Raw genomic sequence first — 20,365 nt, forward strand, 5'->3', positions numbered from 1 at the left:
GACTAATGACTTTAGATAAATTTAGAAATACCCTCGAACACGGTCAATTACTGCGTCTGGATCGTCGGGCAAGCGATCGCCTCTCCAGGCTACATGTCCGTCAGGTCGCACTAAGACATAAGCTCGCTCGTAGAGATTGGCAATATCAAGATTGTCGATTTGTATGCTTGTAAAAGGCACATCTTTTTGCTGGCAGACTTTATCAAAGGTTTCAACTCCCTGTTGCCCTTGGAAACACATCAGCACAAAACTGTGACCGAATAAATCTATCGTGGATTTACCAGACTCTAACCAAGCATGGGGCGCTCGACAGCCTGGGTAGCTATTTTGCGTCCACTCGTGGGGGTCATTAGTGGGCAGTGGAGAGTCATCACGGATAATAGCAGGGGACTCGTAGCGGAAACCGAAATGAATTCCTGGTGCGTCGAATTCCCGTCTAACGTCGCCACGCTGCATGTTTTCAGCCATTTGCTTGCGCGCCTGCTCACCTTCGGGGGAGTCGCTCATAATTTCTGGATGTAAGTTGCGTTTCAGGGTGCGCTGGAGATTGACGTTTGCCTCTTCCATATTTCGCACCGCAATGGGACGCCGTTCAATTTCATAGGTATCAAGCAGGTTAGGGCCAGCCCAACCCCTGAGAGTAGCAGCAAGCTTCCAGCCGAGATCGACTGCATCAGCTATGCCGGTGTTCATACCGAAACCACCAGAGGGTGAGAGTGTGTGGGCGGAGTCGCCGACAAAGAAGATGCGCCTGTGGCGAAAATGTTCGGCAACTCGGTGGGTGAGGAACCATTGAACGCTGGAAAGAATTTCTATAGGTGTATCGATACCAAGCGCCTCTTTAACAGCTTCTTCGGGATCGCGCTGTTCGCCATCTTCCCCTGGAACCGCTGTCAGGCGATACAATCCCTTACCGTCAATCGAGCGGAGCGGATACCGCAATCTCTTTGGGTTAACCATATAGAAAACCAAAGCTTTCCGCGATCCCAGAATTTCTGGTAGCTCAGGAGCCTGGAAGAGAATGTTCTGAAACACTCGTGTGGGGTGATATGCCGGAGCATCAACGCCACATTTTTTACGGATTGGGCTTTTGGCACCATCACAAGCCACTAAGTATTTAGCTTGAATTGACTCAGTGTTTCCACTGTCAAGATATGTTACCTGGGCGCTAACCCCATCATCTGTCTGCTCGAAGCTCTCCAACCGGCAGCTGAGGCGCACTGGCCCATATGGAGATTGACCGAGGTTACGTATGAGCAGTGGTATCAGCCAGTGGTGAGGGCAGGGATGCTCTGGTTCTGGTGTGTAGACAGGTAAAGGCCTTTCGCCAGCAGAGGGAAAATGAAGTCGGTAAATTTCGTGCCCACCGACAGTTGTTACCCAGGCAATATCTAAGGGGTGATCGTAGGGCCAGCCAGCATCGCGCAACTGCTGGGCAATACCCCAACGGCGGCAGAGTTCCATTGAGCGTGGCCCAACGGTGCCCACCTTGGGGTGACTAATTACTCCATCAGACTCCTCAACAAGGATACAATCGATACCTTGGTAGCGCAATTCTAACGCCATCGCTAGACCGACAGGGCCGCCGCCGACAATTAGGACATCTGTTTCAATAATGTTGTTATTCATACGCATTTCAGGGTTAGTGGTTAGTAGTTAGTGGTGAGCCAGCGCGCACTTATAGGGGGTCTCCCCCATGAGCGACTGGCGTAGACGCCCCTTGTGGGCGGCTTCTCGTAGAGTACCCGGAGGGTTAGTGGTTAAATTCACGAATGACCAATGACCAATGACTAACTAATGAAATAAGCGTTGGGGATTGTTGGCAAAGTCTTCAAAGAATTTTATGTAGAAATCGAACATCTCATAGATGGTGCTGGGTATTGCCTCACACTCCCTAGCTCGATGGGCTAATCGCTCGAAGCGACGGGCGATCGCTTCACAGGCAACTTCTGGTGTAGAGATATACATGGGCATTGCGATCTCAAAAGTCGGGCCTGCTGTTTTGCCACGCTTACCGGAAGGCATACTCATTAACAGTTCACCCAGAGGGCGCATCATGCCTGTCATCACGTCAATAGCAGCGTTCATGATTTTCGAGCGCCGGAGGCTAGCAGTAGGCGTCAACCCAAAGTGTTGCACCATCAGTTGCATCATGATGAAGTAACACTCGTCGAAAATTTGCATGACAGCACGAGTTTCAGGGATAGTAACGACGTTGGTGTTACCATCTCGATAATGGAGTGTGGGATTACGCAATGCTGGGTAGGCTGGATTCCACGGCACCAGACGACCTGTGGAGGTGTCAGTAATATGCTGTTGGGCTAGCGCCTCAGCCATGCGTCGATATTGCTGGAAGTGGGATTGCTCAAACTTGGGTGAGTTCGGGTTGCATCCCTCCCCCTGTTCAACGATAAAGTTGATCGCAAACAGGGCGCTTTCCACGTCATCAACTTGCAATTGATAGTCTGGGTGAACTTTGTTAAAGTCTTCACGCAAGAACAGGTGATGTTCACCGCCGACACGACCCTTCTTCACAACGAATAGATCGGGGATATTCTTGATCGCTTCCCGAATTTGCCGATATAACTCACTTAAAGAGCCATAGCCGTGTAAACGGTCTGCTGTTGGATCGTTGTGTTCGCGCTCGTTGGCGAGGTCTTGCTCTAGGAAATCAGGCCATTCAAACCGCATGAACCGCTGTACAGTTGTGGCGCTGAAGGGTTCGAGGGCAAAGTCTACCTCGATGGGGAAGCGGCGATTAATCTCGCTAAAGTTGGGTACTGCCGGATAGAAAGGCTCGCCTATAGCCATGAGGATGTTGTTAACCATCAAAAAGTGGATCATTTCCTCATGGGAAACTTCTAGTAACACCCCACGCATACCGAAGTCGCGCACCTCTTTGCCATTACCACAAGCTAGGTGCAGCTGTTCTTGCGTCCACAAACCGTGACGAACGTATTCTTCACCAGTGACGTAGTTGGGAATAGAGTAAGCCGCGTAGATGTATTGCAGCATGACTGCTACTTCCAGTTCTGCCGCATGGCGCAGGGCGGTGACTAATTCATCGCGAGTTTGGATGTTGCGTTGAGTACGCTTTGGCACTGGTTCAGAAGTTGGGACATAGCCCACTTGCTGCTGGTTGTGCAGGAACTTACGCAACAGCATTGCTTTTGGTAGTGATAAATCTCGTGTTGGCGGCATGTAATAAGTCTTGTTGCGATTGCAGGGATCGCACATCTGCCACATCAGCCGGGCGTAAGTCTCTACCTTGCAGCGATCGGCCAGGCTGAAAACTTCTGCTTTCATGAAGGAGAAGCATAGCTCGTAGTAAGCTAAGACGTGCTCATAAATCAAGTTGAAGTCTACTGCTTCATCCTCAATTTCCCCCAAGTGCCAGTCGTCGGTCAAAACCCGCACGGCAAAGGAGCCAGCACCAGACCAGAAGCCAAGCAAATTATCGTTATCGTAGGCAATTATTGCCTGATCCGGGTGGTTTGGGTCGCTGGGCAGTTCATCAGGTTGAGCCGACAGCAGCACCCGCGTGGTTCCTGGTTGGACGCCGTGCAAAGTTACCCACCCACGCCCCTCGGAGTTGGTCGAAACTACACATGTAGGAGCAAAGTCGTTAATTTCCTCTCGCTTGCCTGGCTTGAAATGTACGATGTTCAGTTCAGTACTGAGAGGAAAGTGGAAAGTTTTACCAACGTTAGCGGGGTCTCGCTCAAATTCGTAGCATAGCTGAGGCAGTCCTTTGGGATTGTAGAACTGTCGCAGGTAGACGGTTTCGACTGGCGCAGGACGCCCTCGGACAAATGAGCGTATTTCTATTTCTTCTATGTAATCTTTACTACGCTTCCAATCAGGAAATTCCAAAAACAGACAGGCGTCATCTACCTGGAGGTTGATTTCTTTTTCCTGAACCAGAATTTGCCCTTGTCCATCTACAATGCACAGACCCTGCTGTTCAATTTCATCACACAAATTTTCAAAGGGTTCTGCCAGTGGTACGTCTACAACTCCGCTGGTAAGTAGATGTGCTTCCCGTTGGTAAGCTTCTTTAGGAATTCGTGCCACTAGCCGTTGGCTTGCAAGTGTACGCAATTCCAACTCACCAAGGTCTAGTTTGGCAGCGATCGCGTGAGTTGGGCCCGGGCCTGGTTCTGTAGCCCGCCCCACACATGGCACAGCCGTGACCATATTTAAGCTGGCACCATGAGGAGTAACCTGGACGGTAAGATTGGATAGCGTCTTGGGTGTGGGCTGTTCTGTGTCGCAAGGCACACGACCGGGAATCAGCAACCGACCATCGGGATAGGTACTCATCTCGCCCTCACACCACAAACCGATGGTTCCGTGCAGTTCCCAAAAAGTTGGTGAGTCGGGTTGCATCGGCGTTGACATATTGCTCAAGCTGAACTGCACAACCAGTCCCAACACATCATCGCGGTTCATTGCCTCGTGTAACAAGGATACCGTTGGTGAGAGTGCTATCTCCTCACCCCACAATAAATCCTCAGCGGCTTTGGAGACGCTAAACTGATGTACAGCCGCACGTTGAAACTCACTGTTAAGGCAGTGTGCAGGCAATTCGCGAATATGGTTAAAATCCTGCCAGCGGGCAGGCTGCATACCTTCTACAGGAGCCGAGAGCATATTTGGGACTTCATGGGAGTTGCCTTGGCGTCCGAAGGTCAACTGTCCCACCATAATTGTGCTTGTCCAGTTGGATGCAGGATCGCAGTCGAAGATACGGGCACGATTGAAGGTAGTTCCCAGGTATTCGTTGTAGTGACCCCACATATCGACGCTGCGTCCCACTACTGGGTCATTTTGGTCAACCTCTCCAAATTCACGTTGAGCGCTGATAATTTTTGCGTCGATCGCAAAGTGACCATTGCCCCCAAAATCCCATCCCATCGCCATGCTAAAAGGGCCATTATCATCCCATTGCCCTTGGGCGTTAAACCGAGGCCCTAAACGATAGAGATATTCGTGGAACTCAGACAAAGAACGGCGGCGATCAAAGCGATCGCCGTTCATGTATACAGTATTTGTACTGAGATCCACTACTCCATTTTTGTGTCCTGTGGGTGCGTGGATGCGGGCAAAACCCTGGAAATGTAGGCGGGGAAAATCCAAAATGCTCATAGCTGTCCTATGAAAATACTTGGTATCTATGTGCCTTTGTGGTTTAAAAAATCTTGAACCACCAAGACACTAAGACACAAAGAGAAGATTTTCATCTCTGCTGGTGTAAGCAGTTCATGATGATATTTAAAAAAGGGAATTGATTAATTCTTGTGAGGATTTCACGCTTACCTCTGTATTTTGGTCATTATTTATACGCAAAAATGTAGGAGTATTGACTTTCCCGACGGTCACCAAGGGGATGGAAGTCGTAGATTCTGTAATAGGTTTGTGGACGGCAATGTCGTATACTGCCTCTAGTGAGGATTCAATCGCACCCTGAAGCCAAGCAGGAAATCTGGAACAGTGTTCGCCGGCGAAGAAGAGTGTCTTCTGGGGTCTAGCAGCCTCCAAGTAATGGATATGATGGTTGGATTCGCTGGTGATGTCGCCACCCCAAGGAATAGAGCATCCGCCAGCACTCCACTTATAGTTACCCCAGGCGATCGTTGCCATGTCTAAGACCATACCGGGTGCTTCAATCTCGGGATGAAGCTTGCTCACGGCGTTCTGAACGTAGGCATAACGTTCTAGTTCGGACATCATCCCTAAGTGGTCGGCATCGTCACCGATAGTGTAGCTAGCTAGCAATGTGCTACCCCTAGAGGGGTTACTCTGCACCGAAGGATAGTAGATTTGGCGAATACCTTCATCGCTGAATGAGGCTCCACCTTTGATTCCATCCTTCTGCCAGAAGGGCTGGGCGCAGTGAAACAGAACCTTGGTTGCTGGACAGTAAAAAGTGTTGTGGATGGCGGCAAGTTTTTCATCGTCAAACCCGCTCAGATCCATTTGACCCACTATTGAAAAGGGAATGGTACACAATACGTAGTCACAACGACGTGTATGCAACTGCCCTTCCTCTAACCAGGATACCTTCACATGCTCCTCTTGTACATCCAGGGCTACCACTTTCTGATTGCATTCGATCGGAGCTTTGATTGCTGCAACTAGACGGTTGATGAGTTGATCCATCCCCCCTTCCAGTTGCAATAAATCGTGGCTTGTCTCCACCAGGATATCGCTAAGGAACATATCGAGTGCCTTGCTGCACCGCGCCCTTAAACCTGGGTTTGCCTTGATAAAACTGTGGAGGTCTATGGTCTGACCATCTTCGTTGAAATATGGCTCTAAATCCAACCTCTCCAACTCGTCCATCAATTTTGAGGAGAGGTCACACTCCAGACTCTCACGCAGATTGCCAGGAGATATGGTATCTACGATTGTTTTGAGCCACGCGGCAAATAGTTTGGTCTTCTCGCTGTAGCGGGTGTCAGAGAAAATGTTTTGATAGCGTTCTTGGAATATCCGAGGCGCATCCTTCATCCGGAAGATTTTTCCTTGGATATTCATCAGAGCATTTTGCTCCTCGAATACTGTGACAAACTTGCACAGCTTGTCACTCAGTCCCAATTCGTGTATGTAGTGCAGGACATACTTATGCTCGCTGGGGATACGCATTGCCCCTAGTTCTCCGTAGGCAGAATTGAAGTCATTGCCGAAGCGATGAGTCCAGACTCTACCCCCGATGCGTGGGCTACCTTCCATAATATCCACTTGATGGCCTAGACGCTCAAGTTCATAGGCTGCTACTAGACCTGCAATGCCAGCACCCAAGATGGTCACGCGCTTGCCTTCTTGGCGATTCGCCAGCTTGCACATATTCAGCATTCTTTCGATATTCATATGGTCAAATACTCCAAACTCTCTGGCAAAACAGCGAATCACTGTCGCGTTTCTACTGAAGAAATTGAGCAAGTTGCTCTAATTTTTTCCAGGCAAGCCCACTGTCAAGAATTTCCCTGGCAAGAACAACAGCTTTAGCAAAAGTATCAATATAATCACTAGACTCTGGCATTGCTTCGCCAACAAAGAGTGCTAAAGCTGTATTTAAAGTCACCACATCTCGCTGAGCTTGAGTGCCTTTTCCTTGCAGAACTGCTTTGAGAATTTCCGCATTTTCTCGGACATCCCCACCTCGTAGTTCACTGGTCGGAGTCGGGTTTAAACCCAGGTCTTGCGGATCTAATTCCAGCAGGCACATTTGTTGATTTGATACGACAGCTAAGTCCGTTTTATCTGCCAAGCCTGCTTCGTCTAATTTTTCGCGTCCGTGAAGTACGATCGCCCGGCGAGTTCCCAACTGATGTAATACTTTCCCAAAAGTCTCAACAATTTTTGGATCGTTGACACCAACAACTTGTCCTGTCGGTCGTAAAGGATTGATCAGCGGGCCAAGCAAGTTAAAAATTGTTCGTACTTTCAGGGCTTTTCGCAGTGGGGCGATCGCTTTCAAGGCTGGATGCCAATCTGGTGCGAACAGAAAAGTAATGCCAACTTCATCAACGGCTTCTTGAGTTTTCTTGGTGCTGGCCTTCAAATTTAAACCCAGACCTTCCAATACATCTGCCGATCCAGTTTTCCCAGATGCCGAACGATTGCCATGCTTAGCAACTTTTACTCCAGCTGCGGCAGTCACGAAGGCAACGGCTGTGGAAATATTAAATGTCGATGCCCCATCTCCGCCAGTTCCACAAGTATCAACCAGTGGTAAGGTGCCGACAACGCGATCGCGCAATGTTGCTTTTAATGACTGAGAGTATAGAACCTTGACCATGCCCAGCAATTCTTCAGCAGATACTCCCTTTGCCTGAATTGCTGCTAAAATCGCACCCGACATTACAGGAGGAATGGCTTCTGCCAGCCAACCGTACATTAAATCGGAAGCTTGGGAAACCGAAAGTGATTGACGATCTAGCAATTGCTGTAATAATACAGACCAATTGGGAGAGTCGCTGCTTGAGGAATTTTTTCCAACACTGATTGTTGTTGTAACCATAAGATTGGGGATTGGGGATCGGGGATTGGGGATCGGGGTGGGGATTGGGGATTGGGGATCGGGGATTGGGGTGGGGATTGGTTTTCTTACCTATGCCCAATGCCCATTGCCTCTTGCCCCAGTCCCCAGTCCCTAATCCCTATTTCCCAGCCCCCTTGAAGCAACTGTTTGCACATCCTTGTCACCACGTCCTGAACAGTTGATGACAATTCGGGGACTATCAGTTAGTTGTGGACAAAGTGTTTCTAAATAGGCGATCGCATGTGCTGTTTCCAGTGCTGGAATAATTCCTTCTAGTTGTGAAAGACGTTGAAACGCCTCTAAGGCCTGTTGGTCTGTCACACTGTAGTATTCAGCACGCCCAATTTCCTTCAAATAGCTATGTTCGGGCCCAACTCCGGGATAATCTAGTCCAGCACTGATCGAGTGTGCCTCAACAATCTGACCATCGTCATCTTGCAGCACAAAACTCATCGCACCGTGCAAAACTCCAATTCGCCCTTTTGTCAGAGTTGCTGCATGTTTATCTGTGTCAATACCTTCACCTGCTGCTTCAACTCCAATCAGGCGCACGGAAGGTTCATTTACAAACTCATGGAACAGTCCAATCGCGTTGGAACCTCCACCCACACAAGCCAAAAGAATATCCGGTAGTCCTCCCCATTTTTCTTGAGCTTGGGCGCGAGTTTCCTTACCAATTACTCCGTGAAAGTCTCGCACCATCATCGGGTAGGGATGCGGCCCTGCAACCGATCCCAAGATGTAGTGAGTTGTTTCTACATTTGTCACCCAATCCCGAATTGCCTCAGAGGTCGCGTCTTTGAGGGTTCCCGTTCCTGCTTCCACTGCTCGAACCTCTGCCCCCATCAACCGCATCCGGAACACATTTAGGGCTTGCCGCTGCATGTCGTGGATGCCCATGTAAATTACGCACTGTAACCCAAAACGAGCACATACCGTAGCAGTAGCAACACCATGCTGACCTGCCCCTGTTTCCGCCACAATGCGCTGTTTACCCATGCGCTTGGCTAACAGCACTTGCGCTAGGGCGTTGTTGATTTTGTGAGCTCCCGTATGGTTTAAGTCCTCACGTTTGAGATAAATTTGCGGCCCTGTGCCATCAGTAAGAGCGTAGCGGGCAGTTAGTCGTTCTGCAAAGTAGAGGGGGGTAGGGCGTCCCACATAGTCTCGCAGCAGTGCTTGCAGCTCTTGTTGGAACTGTGGATCGTTGCGATACTCCTTAAATGCGGTTTCCAACTCAGTCAGAGCCGACATTAAAGTTTCGGGTACGTACTTACCGCCAAATTGACCAAATCTGCCATTTGCATCGGGTTGTTGACTGAGTAGTTGATTTGCAGCTTCGATTTTTTGTGTATTTATTAACATTCAATTTACCCAAAAATACTGTTATAAAAATGGAAAAATCCTGGTTTCCAGTTACTGGTATAAAATTTTCTGGTCTATTATCCAACTTCGGCGAGAGTAATTGATGCCTTCAAATCGCGACAGAAATCTTTAATAGATCGCAGTCCTCGATATGGTGTACTTTCTGACAAACGCTCCACAAAGGCACTACCCACGATCACAGCATCCGCACCCCAATCTCTTACCTGATGAGCATGTTCTGGGCTAGATATACCAAAACCAACACCAATGGGTTTGTCTGTGACGCTGCGGATTTCTTTAAGTACATCCCTAACGCGCGTTTGGAGATGGGAGCGCATACCAGTCACGCCTGTTACGCTAACCAAGTAAATAAATCCACGAGATTGACGAGCGATCGCCTCTATGCGATCTTTTGAACTTGTCGGAGTCACTAACAAAATCACCTCAATTCCAACAGCATCGGCAAGTTCTAATAAATCACTAGCTTCATCCAAAGGTAGATCGGGTACTACTAATCCTTTGATCCCCGATGCAGCAGCTCTTTCTAAGAATGAGGTTTTGCCCAGATTCAAAATTGGGTTGTAGTAAGTAAAGAGGATAATTGGCGATCGCAAGCTACGAGTAACTGTTTGCGCCATTTCCAAAACATTAACTAAGCGGGTTCCCTGTTTCAAGGCACGAGTTGCTGCCGCTTGAATCACTGGCCCGTCAGCCAATGGATCTGAATAGGGAACTCCCAGTTCAATCAAATCAGCACCGCTAGAATCTAGAACTCGCAGGGCTTCTGCTGTGATGTCCAAATCAGGATCGCCAGCTGTAACAAAGGGAATAAGAGCACACTGATTGCTTGCTCGTAAAGATTCAAAGTAATGGGAGATAGAAGTCATTCGTATGAGCCATTGAAAGTTTACAAGTTGGGGAGATGGGGAGGTGGGGAGGTGGGGAGAATAACCACTAACCACTAACTACTAACCACTAACCACTAACTACTAACCACTAACTACTAACAAGTTTGAATAAATGCCTCACAGCCTCCTCTATGTCATTTTGCTTGACCAGAGATTCTCCAATCAGGACTGCTTCGGCTCCCGCCTCAGCCACAAAGGCTAGGTCACTGGACGTGTACAAACCAGACTCACTCACGACTGTAATACCTAAACTAGTTAACCTTTCTCGACGCTCTGTCAATAAGCGTTGAGTTGTTTCTAGATCAACGGTAAAGTCTTGAAGATTGCGGTTGTTAATTCCTACCAATCGCACATTTGGTAGTGCCAGTACCCGATCGAGTTCAGCAAGAGTATGCACCTCTATTAAGGCAGTCATACCCAAATGCTGAGCAAGTTGGAGAAAATTTTGCAAAGTTTCATCAGCTAAGATAGCGGCAATCAGTAGTACCGCATCTGCTCCACTAACCCGTGCAAAATAAATTTGGTAAGGGTCAATAATAAATTCCTTGCACAACAAGGGCAGTGCTACATTCTTTCTAATGATTTGCAGATTCTCAAAACTGCCTTGAAAGAATTTCTCATCTGTCAGTACTGATAGACAGGTAGCACCACCTCGCTCGTATGCCTGGGCAATTTTGACTGGATCAAAGTCAGCGCGGATTACTCCTTTACTAGGTGATGCTTTCTTGACCTCAGCAATCAAGCTGGGTTTGCTAGGATTCTGGCGCAAGGCACCCAGAAAATCTCGTGGGGGAGGGGCAGTACTTATCTGATTTTGTAAATCACTAAGAGGCAGTTGCTCACCCATGAATGCAACTTCTTTTTGTTTGTGCCACACAATCTCTTCAAGAATATGGGCTGGTTGTGCGGACAGTTGGTTGTTGATTTCAAGGGTGGAGACGCTCTTACTGGCATCCATACGAGACTGGGGTGATAAATGGTGACTGGGAGGCATATCTGAAAATACTCTTATGCTTATGCAGCAACAACTGGGGAAGATTTTTTAGTTGTACATGCACTAACTACATTCTTAATAATTGCTAGACCGACTCCTTCCGCTAAGGTCATGATTGATTCTGGATGGAACTGAACACCGATAATTGGCAGTGTTTGATGCTCGATACCCATAATCACACCATCATCTGAGAGAGCTGTAACTTTGAGTTCTTTGGGGAGACTCTCAGGCAAGGCAAATAAAGAGTGGTATCTACCAACTTCAAAGGATTGGGGTAAATCTTTGAAAGTGACAGAATCGGGAGCAACCACAGACACACGAGAAACTTTGCCATGCTGGGGATAACTAAGAACTCCTAGTTCACCGCCTAAAGCCTCAACAATAGACTGCAATCCTAAACAAACGCCAAAGATGGGGATTTGCCTTTTCATGCAAGCCGCTATTGTCTCTGGTACGCGGAAGTCACTGGGTCTGCCAGGCCCGGGAGATAAGACAACTAAGTCAGGGTGTTCTGTATCAAAGACTGATTGAGAAAAGCCGTGACGTAATGTTTTGACTATGGCACCAGTTTGACGGATGTAGTTGGCAAGCGTGTGTACAAAAGAGTCTTCATAGTCAATTAGCAATACACGCTTTCCAGGCTCTACGCTGACTTGCTGATGTTCAAGTTCTGAGCTAATTGATAAATCGTCACTTCTATGCTTGGCTTGATAAAGTGTCTGGAACAGAGCAGCGGCTTTAGTAATGGTTTCTTGGGCTTCGGCTTCTGGAATGGAATCGTAAAGAACCGTCGCACCTACTCGCACTTCTGCAATTGAATCCTTCAGCTGAATTGTTCGCAGGATCAGACCCGTGTTCAAATCACCTTGGAAGGTTAAGTATCCGACAGATCCACCATACCAACGCCGAGGGCTACGCTCGTGCTGTTCGAGAAACTGCATTGCCCACCGCTTTGGTGCGCCTGTGACTGTAACTGCCCATAGATGGCTGAGAAAGGCATCTAAGGCATCAAATTCAGGTCGCAGTATGCCTTCCACATGATCCACTGTATGGATCAAATGGCTGTACATTTCTATTTGACGACGACCAATAACTCGCACCGATCCAGGTTCGCAGATGCGCGATTTATCATTGCGATCTACATCAGTACACATGGTTAATTCTGCTTCATCTTTACCTGAGTTTAATAGCTTCAGGATTTGAGCAGCATCATCGATCGCATTTTGTCCTCGTTTAATCGTACCACTGATTGGGCAAGTTTCCACCCGCCTACCTTCAGTTCGCACAAACATTTCCGGAGATGCACCAACCAAATACTCTCCACCCAAATTCATGATGAATCCATAGGGACTGGGATTAATTTGCTGTAGTGTTCGGAACAGTTCCGTTGGGGATTTATCACAGGGTTGAAAGAAGCTTTGACTGGGAACAACCTCAAATAAATCGCCGCGAATAAAGTATTCCAGTGCTTTCTCCACCTGCTGTTCATACTCCCCAGGCGCATGGTCAGAAGCTTGAGCAGGGGTTAGACGCTTGCCTCTGTAATCGATGACTTGACCGTTACGAGGCAGACCTCTAGTACTACCATTCTTGGTGACGAATTCATACTGCAAACAGAATGCACTTTGCTGGTGGTAGTCAACAATCAACAATTCATCAGGCAAATACAGCACCAAATCCCGTTGATCTTCTTTCCGTTGCAAATGCTTTGGCATTTGCTCAAACTGGAAAACCAAGTCATAGCCAAATGCACCGTAAAGTCCTAGATGGTCATCTTCTGGGCTATAGAAAGTATGTAGAATTTCACGGACGATGCTAAAGGCAGATGGTTGCTTACTTCTTTCTTCTTCTGAAAAGAAACGTTCTGTTGGTCGAACTGAACCAGTTACACAATTAGTTTCCCAAGTAACTGCCTGAAGTTGAGGTAGATTTTGCAAACGTTCTGCTAGATACTCTAGCAGCATCATACCTCGCTCGTTATGTGCTGTGAGCGTAAAATCATTGTCGCGAGTCACAAGTTCTAGGGGTGGATTGATAAAGCCAATCGCCCATCTCTTATATCGTCCTGGGTATTCGTAGCTACTTTTTAGTAACCCTCCACGTTGGGAATCAAGACGTAACAAGACTTCTTCAATAGCAGCGTCCATTGAAGTTTTAGTTACGGAGCGAGAAACAAAAATTCCACCTCTGGTTTTGTAGCAATAGGTATCCAAATTCATTAGTTATTCCTTGAAAACTTTTTGAGAAAGGATGCAGTGAAGCCACAGTAAGCTCTGTTCTATTCATTTTCCAGTTTTGTCTGAATTCCCAAAAGCTGTATTGATCTAGGATCTCTTTACTAATATCAAGTTCGCTAATTACTTATAATTCAAAACCTTCCGCATCCGGGTGTCACCACATCCCCACGTCAGATCTAATTATTTAAGTGTACTCCTGAACCTGATATAGTTTTTGCTACCTACTCATTGCAGAGATGAATTAACCGGAAAAGATGCCTGCCGTGGGAGAAACTTGTAGTGGCAACGTTGCTGTTGCATTACTACCTTGAGTCCAACGACCAAAGAATTTACCCAGAGGATACATCTGGTGCATGAATGTTTCAAATCCTTCCAGTGTCAGAGACTGGGGACCATCTGAGAGTGCCTTGGCTGGATTGGGGTGAACCTCAATCATCAACGAATCTGCGCCGGCTGCTACAGCAGCCATTGACATTGTGGGCACCAATTCTGACTTACCAGTGCCATGACTGGGGTCAATCATAATTGGTAGGTGTGTGAGCGATCGCAATACTGGGATCGCAGATATATCTAGGGTATTGCGGGTATACTGCCGGTCAAAAGATCGAATTCCCCGCTCGCACAAAATTACATTGGGATTACCAGCAGCTAGAATGTACTCAGCTGCCATCAGCCACTCTTCAATGGTTGCTGATAGACCACGCTTGAGTAACACTGGCTTACCTATTGCACCGACTTTCTTCAGTAGGGAGAAATTCTGCATGTTGCGAGCCCCTACTTGCAGTACATCTGCCACGGATGCTATTTTATCTAATTCACTCGCATCCATGACTTCAGTAATAATTCCTAAACCCGAAGCTAGACGAGCTTTTGCTAACAGCAATAGCGCACTCTCACCATGACCTTGGAAAGCATAGGGTGAAGTACGGGGTTTATAGGCTCCTCCTCTGAGAAACTGCGCTCCTGCAGCTCTTACTCGCAGCGCTGTTTCTACAATCATCTCTTCGTTTTCTACAGAACAAGGACCGGCGACGATGACTAGAGGGTGGTTTTGACCGAAGGTTACAAAACCATTGGGAGTTGATACAACTACTTCACTGGGTTCTCCGTAACGAAATTCTAAACTTGCCCGTTTAAAGGGTTTCTTTACCCGTAAAACCTGCTCGATAAATGGACTTAAATTTTGAATTTGTTTAGGATCAATTTCCTCCGTATCACCTACCAAACCAATGATCGTTTTGTGCTTTCCAACAGATTTTTCTGGTATGATATTCAAACTTTGCAGTTCTTCGCTAACCCGCTTAATTTCTTCTGTTGGACTTTCGTTTCTCATAACAATAATCATTAGCTACACCCCTCCGATATATTGCCATTAATGGCGTTTACAGTTCAGAACAGATTACCTGGCATTTGAATTGATACTTTCACTGTGCGAATATTTTTAATTGATTGTCCTTTTTTTCCGGATAGTACTTTGATGGAGATGAATTTCTTTCTAGAGTAAAAAAATCGCACTGTCAGTTGTATATTTACAGCACTAGTAGGCAGTTTCTCAGACCGTGAATATTACAAAAACAGCCTTTTAGTTTTTTAACAAAACTGCCACTATCGCAACTAATAAAGCTTAGTTGCATCAAATTAAATATTTATTTGTATGATTGAGCCAATAATTCCAGAGACTCAAGTCGTAATTGCAAATGCAGGTTAGTTAATACGTGAATCCTATGCGGACACTAGGTTTTACCAGGCTTTTTAGTTTAGGTCGCTGTTTGCTTCTTGAAAATGTTGATTACCCTACGCTTAGTTTTTAGATATTGCTGTGAAAGTCTCAGATTACAAAGAATACTTGGACTAGTACACAGTGCTTTCTAAAGACTCCTAACCTACGAAAACTGAGTCTTACATGCGACCTTTAAACATATTTTGGGCAATCCTAAAAAAAATTTAAATATGTTTACAATCACAAGGATATCTGACAATATTTTTTTTTTGCAATCACATATCCTTTGATAGGGATAGCAATTCCTTCGCTCTTGTTTTTGCTCCCCCAAGCTGCTCTTTTCTCCAAGCTTGGGGACTTGTCCGATGACGTTGGCGAAATTGGCGGAAGAAATGAGCTACACTTTGATAACCTACCTTAGTAGCAATCACCTCGATTGTTTCATCAGTTTCTAAAAGCAAAGTACGAGCAGCAGCCATTCGGCGCTCAATAATCCAGTTTTGGACGGTTTGTCCCGTATGGCGTCGCACGAGGTTAGTAAGGTAAGTTGAAGAGTAACCCACTGCAACAGCCACATCGCTGAGGGTAATTTGTTGATCGTAATTGGTCTCAATGAAACTAAAGACTTCACTTAACAAGGGATCGGACGGAAATATAAACTCAAGGTTTGTTGGTTTTCTATTGTCAGCTATTGTTATTTCTGTGCAGGTCTGATACTCTTTCGTATTGTCAGCTAGTGGTAGTTCTGACAATGGCTGGGACTGTCTGGTGTACAAGTCTTGGAGCACAGATCGTTTTCTCAAACAGGCTGCGATCGCTCTTAGTAACTCATCTACTGTGCAGGGTTTAGTAAGATAGTCATCCGCTCCCAGTTCCATACCTTTGCGAATGTCACCTCGAGTCACGTTGGCAGTGACGAAAATAAAAGGGATAATCGCTGTGACAAAGTTTTGCCGCAGCTTAGTCAAAACACTGTAACCATCAAGTTTGGGAATCGAAATTTCACTTATGATCAAATCTGGTGATTCTTTCTGAGCTTGTTGAATGCCAACAAGGCCATTTTCAGCACCTATCACGCAAAACCCTTCTGCTTCAAGACTTTTTAGAAACAAATTTCGGGTTTCTACCTGGGCTTCAATCACCAGAATCTTTTTCTCATTGAAACATTGCTTACTTGTCATGGGGAGCAAGAGTTTTGAATACTTGTTAAGGGGTTACTTCAGTATTTAACAGAACTGGAGAACACTAAAGGCGTTAATTTCAAGCAAGCCAGTCACTACTCCTGCTTTTTTAATTAACGTAACTTCTATTGTTCAAATGATTGACACTATTCATACAGGTTAACCTGGGAAAGCGTTATCAATTAAGCTTTGCGGAATTTTATGGATCTAAATAACTTTAATTAGGTTGTCGATTAATAACGCCAAAAATCGCTCGTACAGCTAGACAGTTTCAAGTCAATAATTTCAAAGCATAGCTTGAAACACTTGCTGTAAGCGAATTTAACTTATTATTTAATTTTTTTTACATCAACTCTATTGATTTTAGACCGATAGATTTGATGACGCCAGGATTTTTGCTAAATTACTTTTTCTTCTTTGGCGCAATGCAAGCTTCATGGGAATACCCATCATTTACATTATTTGGAATCATTATGAAAATATCCATTATCTACATCATTTGGGGTCATGATACCTATTTTATGCAGATTCAATAGTAGAAAATAATTGATTGCAGGCACATGAAAATACCCGGTTTTAGTATATCAATTATACAATTCATTTTGTCTATCTTTCTTTTGGAATAATTGGCTAGTTGAATATTAATCGTGAATTGTTACTTGTTAAAATTTGTTGTGATTAATGATACACTAATATAGAAACAAGTAATAATTTTACAACTCAAGCTATATTGAAACTTCTGTTATTTTTTGTGGTGCAAGTAGTTTCAATATTAATATTTTGATTTTGAAGTTAAATAAAGTAGGAAAAGTAGGAAAAGTAGGATTTGATAAAATTTTTTGTTCTTTGTTGAAAGGCTATGTTATTGGCTTGGAAAAAGACTGAATGTGACTAAGCAAGATGTTTATGTTTATGACATGGGGGAACATGGAATAACTAAATTTACTATTTATTATTTTAATATATGTCTGTAGAGGGATGTTTTGAGAGATAAATAATCCTAAACCATCAGTTTAAAAAAAAGAAAAGTTTTATTATCCATCTTCATCTAAATAACTTAAATTTATACCGTAAATACCTTGTATCTTTAATTTCCAAAAATAGTCAAAGTCTCTTTTCATACGGTTTTCATATTTTTCTAGATTAACCACTACAGAAGAAAAATTAAATACAAAAACCCCTCAGTAACTATGCTTTATGTGTTTGACGTTTTTATACACATTTAAAATAAATTTTTATTATATATGTAGTAATTAGATTCATTTTGTGAGATGTTGGGTGTGGATTTTTATTCGTCATTTGTCAAAATTTACGTCTAGAGGGAATAAGGTATGGTAATCCTCATAATTTCGTCGATTTTTAATTCGTAATTTCGGACAAGCCTGGAAACCTATATAGGATAAGAGACCTTTAATTCACATCGGGCGTAATTTACTTGTGATGACAAATGACACATGATATCCAGTCCGGTTAAGTAGCGATCCAAAATGATTACGATCGCTACTGAGTGGAGGTAAGCACGTTAGCGGCTGACCGCAAAGTAGTAATCGCAACAGTTTGAGATTGCTTGATTGTGCGATCGCTTTTTTCGCAATCACAAGTGTTCAACCGGATTTGAACACGGCAAACAACACAAGATAGCTCTTTTGAGCAATCTTGCAACTCAAATAGCATTGCTATATTGAGACGTTTGCTGTTGTTTGTTTTTTGGTTTCCAACCAGTTTCAAATATGTAGGTTTTGACTTTGAAGTAGGAATTGTCATAATGGGCATACTTCGACGAATATTGTCCCGTGACAAAAGTTCAGCGATCGGGAGAGGGTGGGGCTTTATGTTTGTAAACCTTACCCAACGACTAGCATCAAAGTATTCAAAGGCTATAACAATTGCGGTATTAGTGACCCTAGCTGTCATATGTGGACATACTGTATCGGCACAGGTAACACCCGCACCAGCCTTGGCTTCACTAAAAACCGTGCCGGTTCCAGAGCCTGACAATCTAGGAGACTTCATCAGAGACAGGACAGCCGCGATTAAGCTAGGAAAATCATTTTTCTGGGATATGCAAGTTGCCAGCGATGGCATAACGGCTTGCGCTAGTTGTCATTTCCATGCCGGAGCAGACAGCAGATCCAAAAATCAGATTAATCCTGGTGTCGTGCGTGCCAATATTGATGAGCCCCTGGTTCAAGATGCAACTTTCCAAGTAGGCGGTGGAGCGAACTACCAACTCAAGCCGGAAGATTTCCCATTCCACAGGCTGTCGAACCCAGATGACGTTAATAGTACGGTCTTGTTTGACACTAACGATATTGCTTCATCTCATGGGGTGTTTAATACTGAGTTTGTTGATGTTGTTCCTGGTCAGGCGGAGGACATAGTAAATCCAATAGAAGATTCAATCTTTAACGTCGGAGGCACGAAAGTGCGGCGAGTCGAGCCACGCAACGCGCCAACCGTTATCGATGCGGTCTTCAACTTCCGTAACTTTTGGGATGGAAGAGCACAGAACATCTTCAATGGTGCAAGTCTCTGGGGTACAAGAGATCCCAATGCCTTTGTTGGCAAAGCAAACGACATTAATCAGCTAGAACTTGTCAAAGTCAGCCTGAAGAATTCATCTTTAGCTTCTCAAGCGCTGTCTCCACCAATCAGTGTTTTTGAGATGTCTGCTGACGGTCGCACCTTACAGAATATTGGTGACAAAATAGGACGAGTCCACATTGACAGCGATGATGCGGGCGCACAGCCACCTCGAGAAATAGGTAAAAAGTTACTTCCCATTCGTCCGTTGGGCAAGCAACTTGTCCATCCAGAGGATAGTGTTTTAGGTACCGACAGCAGATCCCCCAATCCTGGTCTTCAGACCGATACCTACGAAGCACTGATTAAGGATGCCTTCCAGCCAGAGTGGTGGAGGTCTACTAAGTGGGTTCAAGTTAATTCTGATGGTTCGCGAACTATTATTGATAGGCCCAATTCACCAGAAAAGAACCAGTACAACCTGATGGAGTACAACTTCCCGTTGTTCTTCGGACTGGCAATTCAGATGTACGAATCCACACTCATCTCTGACGATACACCCTTCGATCGCTTTATGGAAGGAAACACCACTGCCCTTACTGCACAACAACAGCGAGGTATGCAGGTTTTCCAAGATCAAGGATGTATTGGTTGCCATTTTGGCGCAGAGTTTACCATTGCTTCGGTTGTTCACATCGGTGAACAAGGACGTATTGCCGCTGCATTATTTGGTCAACAACCTATCGAAGACGTTGGCTTCCTGAATAACGGTGTTAGACCTGCTAGTGAAGATCGTGGTGTTGGTGGTGACGATCCTTTTGGCAATCCGCTTGCAGAAACTCGGCTAGCGCTTAACGGGACATTCAGGCAAATACTTGGCGAAGATCCACCAGTTATCCCTACCGGTGAAGATAACATAGGTGTAGAAGGAGCCTTCAAGGTACCCACACTACGAAATGTAGAACTGACTGCGCCTTACTTCCATAACGGTGGACAGTTGACCCTGGAACAAGTGTTAGATTTCTACAGTCGTGGCGGAGACTTTCGCGAAGGAGACTTTCCTGGTGTTCTGCCAGTGCTTAACATGAGTGCACAGGATAAACAGGATATAATAGCCTTCATGAAAGCGCTAACTGATGAGCGAGTCCGCTTGGAGAAAGCACCTTTTGACCACCCACAATTATTTCTCACCAATGGACATCAAGGCGATCAGACGTCTGTTACAGATGACGGCACTGGAAAAGCTACAGATGAATTTCTGGAACTCCCTGCTGTTGGTCGTAACGGCAGTAATGGCCATCCAAATTTCCTGGAAACGAGGTAATTATTTGACCACTTGATCCATTAATATTCGTTTGTGTTTATATCTCAAAACCCTTATCATGTAAGG

Annotated in this window: 12 protein-coding genes; 1 reads left to right on the forward strand and 11 read right to left on the reverse strand. The window is 45.4% G+C overall.

Features of this window, described 5'->3' with window-relative positions; translation table 11 throughout:
- Nucleotides 1–21: 21 nt before the first annotated feature.
- From FIS9605_RS0106285 to FIS9605_RS42450, 11 genes are all read right to left on the reverse strand, one after another.
- Nucleotides 22–1,629, reverse strand: coding sequence for an FAD-dependent monooxygenase (locus tag FIS9605_RS0106285; protein ID WP_026731827.1), 1,608 nt, complete (start codon nucleotides 1,627–1,629; stop codon nucleotides 22–24).
- A 165-nt stretch (nucleotides 1,630–1,794) separates the two neighbouring features.
- The gene (locus tag FIS9605_RS0106290; protein WP_026731828.1) at nucleotides 1,795–5,148 is read right to left on the reverse strand and encodes a ferritin-like domain-containing protein; all 3,354 of its coding nucleotides are present in this window, start codon (nucleotides 5,146–5,148) and stop codon (nucleotides 1,795–1,797) included.
- A gap of 126 nt (nucleotides 5,149–5,274) precedes the next feature.
- On the reverse strand, nucleotides 5,275–6,873 hold the full coding sequence (locus FIS9605_RS0106295) for a flavin monoamine oxidase family protein (protein ID WP_051469938.1): 1,599 nt from the start codon (nucleotides 6,871–6,873) through the stop codon (nucleotides 5,275–5,277).
- Between the two features lie 52 nt (nucleotides 6,874–6,925).
- A complete protein-coding gene (gene trpD / locus FIS9605_RS0106300) occupies nucleotides 6,926–8,026 on the reverse strand; it encodes an anthranilate phosphoribosyltransferase (protein ID WP_026731830.1) in 1,101 nt (366 codons plus the stop codon).
- A 132-nt stretch (nucleotides 8,027–8,158) separates the two neighbouring features.
- Complete coding sequence (gene trpB / locus FIS9605_RS0106305; RefSeq protein ID WP_026731831.1) at nucleotides 8,159–9,412, reverse strand: tryptophan synthase subunit beta; 1,254 nt, start codon at nucleotides 9,410–9,412, stop codon at nucleotides 8,159–8,161.
- A gap of 77 nt (nucleotides 9,413–9,489) precedes the next feature.
- Nucleotides 9,490–10,299: a tryptophan synthase subunit alpha gene (gene trpA, locus FIS9605_RS0106310; RefSeq protein ID WP_026731832.1), complete on the reverse strand. Its 810-nt coding sequence runs from the start codon at nucleotides 10,297–10,299 to the stop codon at nucleotides 9,490–9,492.
- 109 nt (nucleotides 10,300–10,408) lie between these two features.
- The gene (trpC, locus tag FIS9605_RS0106315) at nucleotides 10,409–11,278 is read right to left on the reverse strand and encodes an indole-3-glycerol phosphate synthase TrpC (RefSeq protein WP_026731833.1); all 870 of its coding nucleotides are present in this window, start codon (nucleotides 11,276–11,278) and stop codon (nucleotides 10,409–10,411) included.
- A 56-nt stretch (nucleotides 11,279–11,334) separates the two neighbouring features.
- Entirely contained in the window at nucleotides 11,335–13,533 is a 2,199-nt protein-coding gene (locus FIS9605_RS0106320) for an anthranilate synthase (protein WP_026731834.1), read from the reverse strand.
- Nucleotides 13,534–13,792: 259 nt separating this feature from the next.
- Nucleotides 13,793–14,896 (reverse strand): 3-deoxy-7-phosphoheptulonate synthase, encoded by a 1,104-nt coding sequence (aroF, locus tag FIS9605_RS0106325; RefSeq protein WP_026731835.1) that lies wholly within the window; start codon nucleotides 14,894–14,896, stop codon nucleotides 13,793–13,795.
- Nucleotides 14,897–15,546: 650 nt separating this feature from the next.
- Nucleotides 15,547–16,452, reverse strand: a complete 906-nt coding sequence (locus FIS9605_RS0106330) for a response regulator transcription factor (RefSeq protein ID WP_026731836.1) — start codon at nucleotides 16,450–16,452, stop codon at nucleotides 15,547–15,549.
- 1,415 nt (nucleotides 16,453–17,867) lie between these two features.
- The gene (locus FIS9605_RS42450; RefSeq protein WP_155960368.1) at nucleotides 17,868–18,050 is read right to left on the reverse strand and encodes a hypothetical protein; all 183 of its coding nucleotides are present in this window, start codon (nucleotides 18,048–18,050) and stop codon (nucleotides 17,868–17,870) included.
- A gap of 233 nt (nucleotides 18,051–18,283) precedes the next feature.
- Between FIS9605_RS42450 and FIS9605_RS0106340 the strand changes: the two genes are divergently transcribed.
- On the forward strand, nucleotides 18,284–20,299 hold the full coding sequence (locus tag FIS9605_RS0106340) for a cytochrome c peroxidase (protein WP_035139425.1): 2,016 nt from the start codon (nucleotides 18,284–18,286) through the stop codon (nucleotides 20,297–20,299).
- Nucleotides 20,300–20,365: the final 66 nt, after the last annotated feature.

Source organism: Fischerella sp. PCC 9605 (assembly GCF_000517105.1).
Classification (GTDB): Bacteria; Cyanobacteriota; Cyanobacteriia; order Cyanobacteriales; family Nostocaceae; genus PCC9605.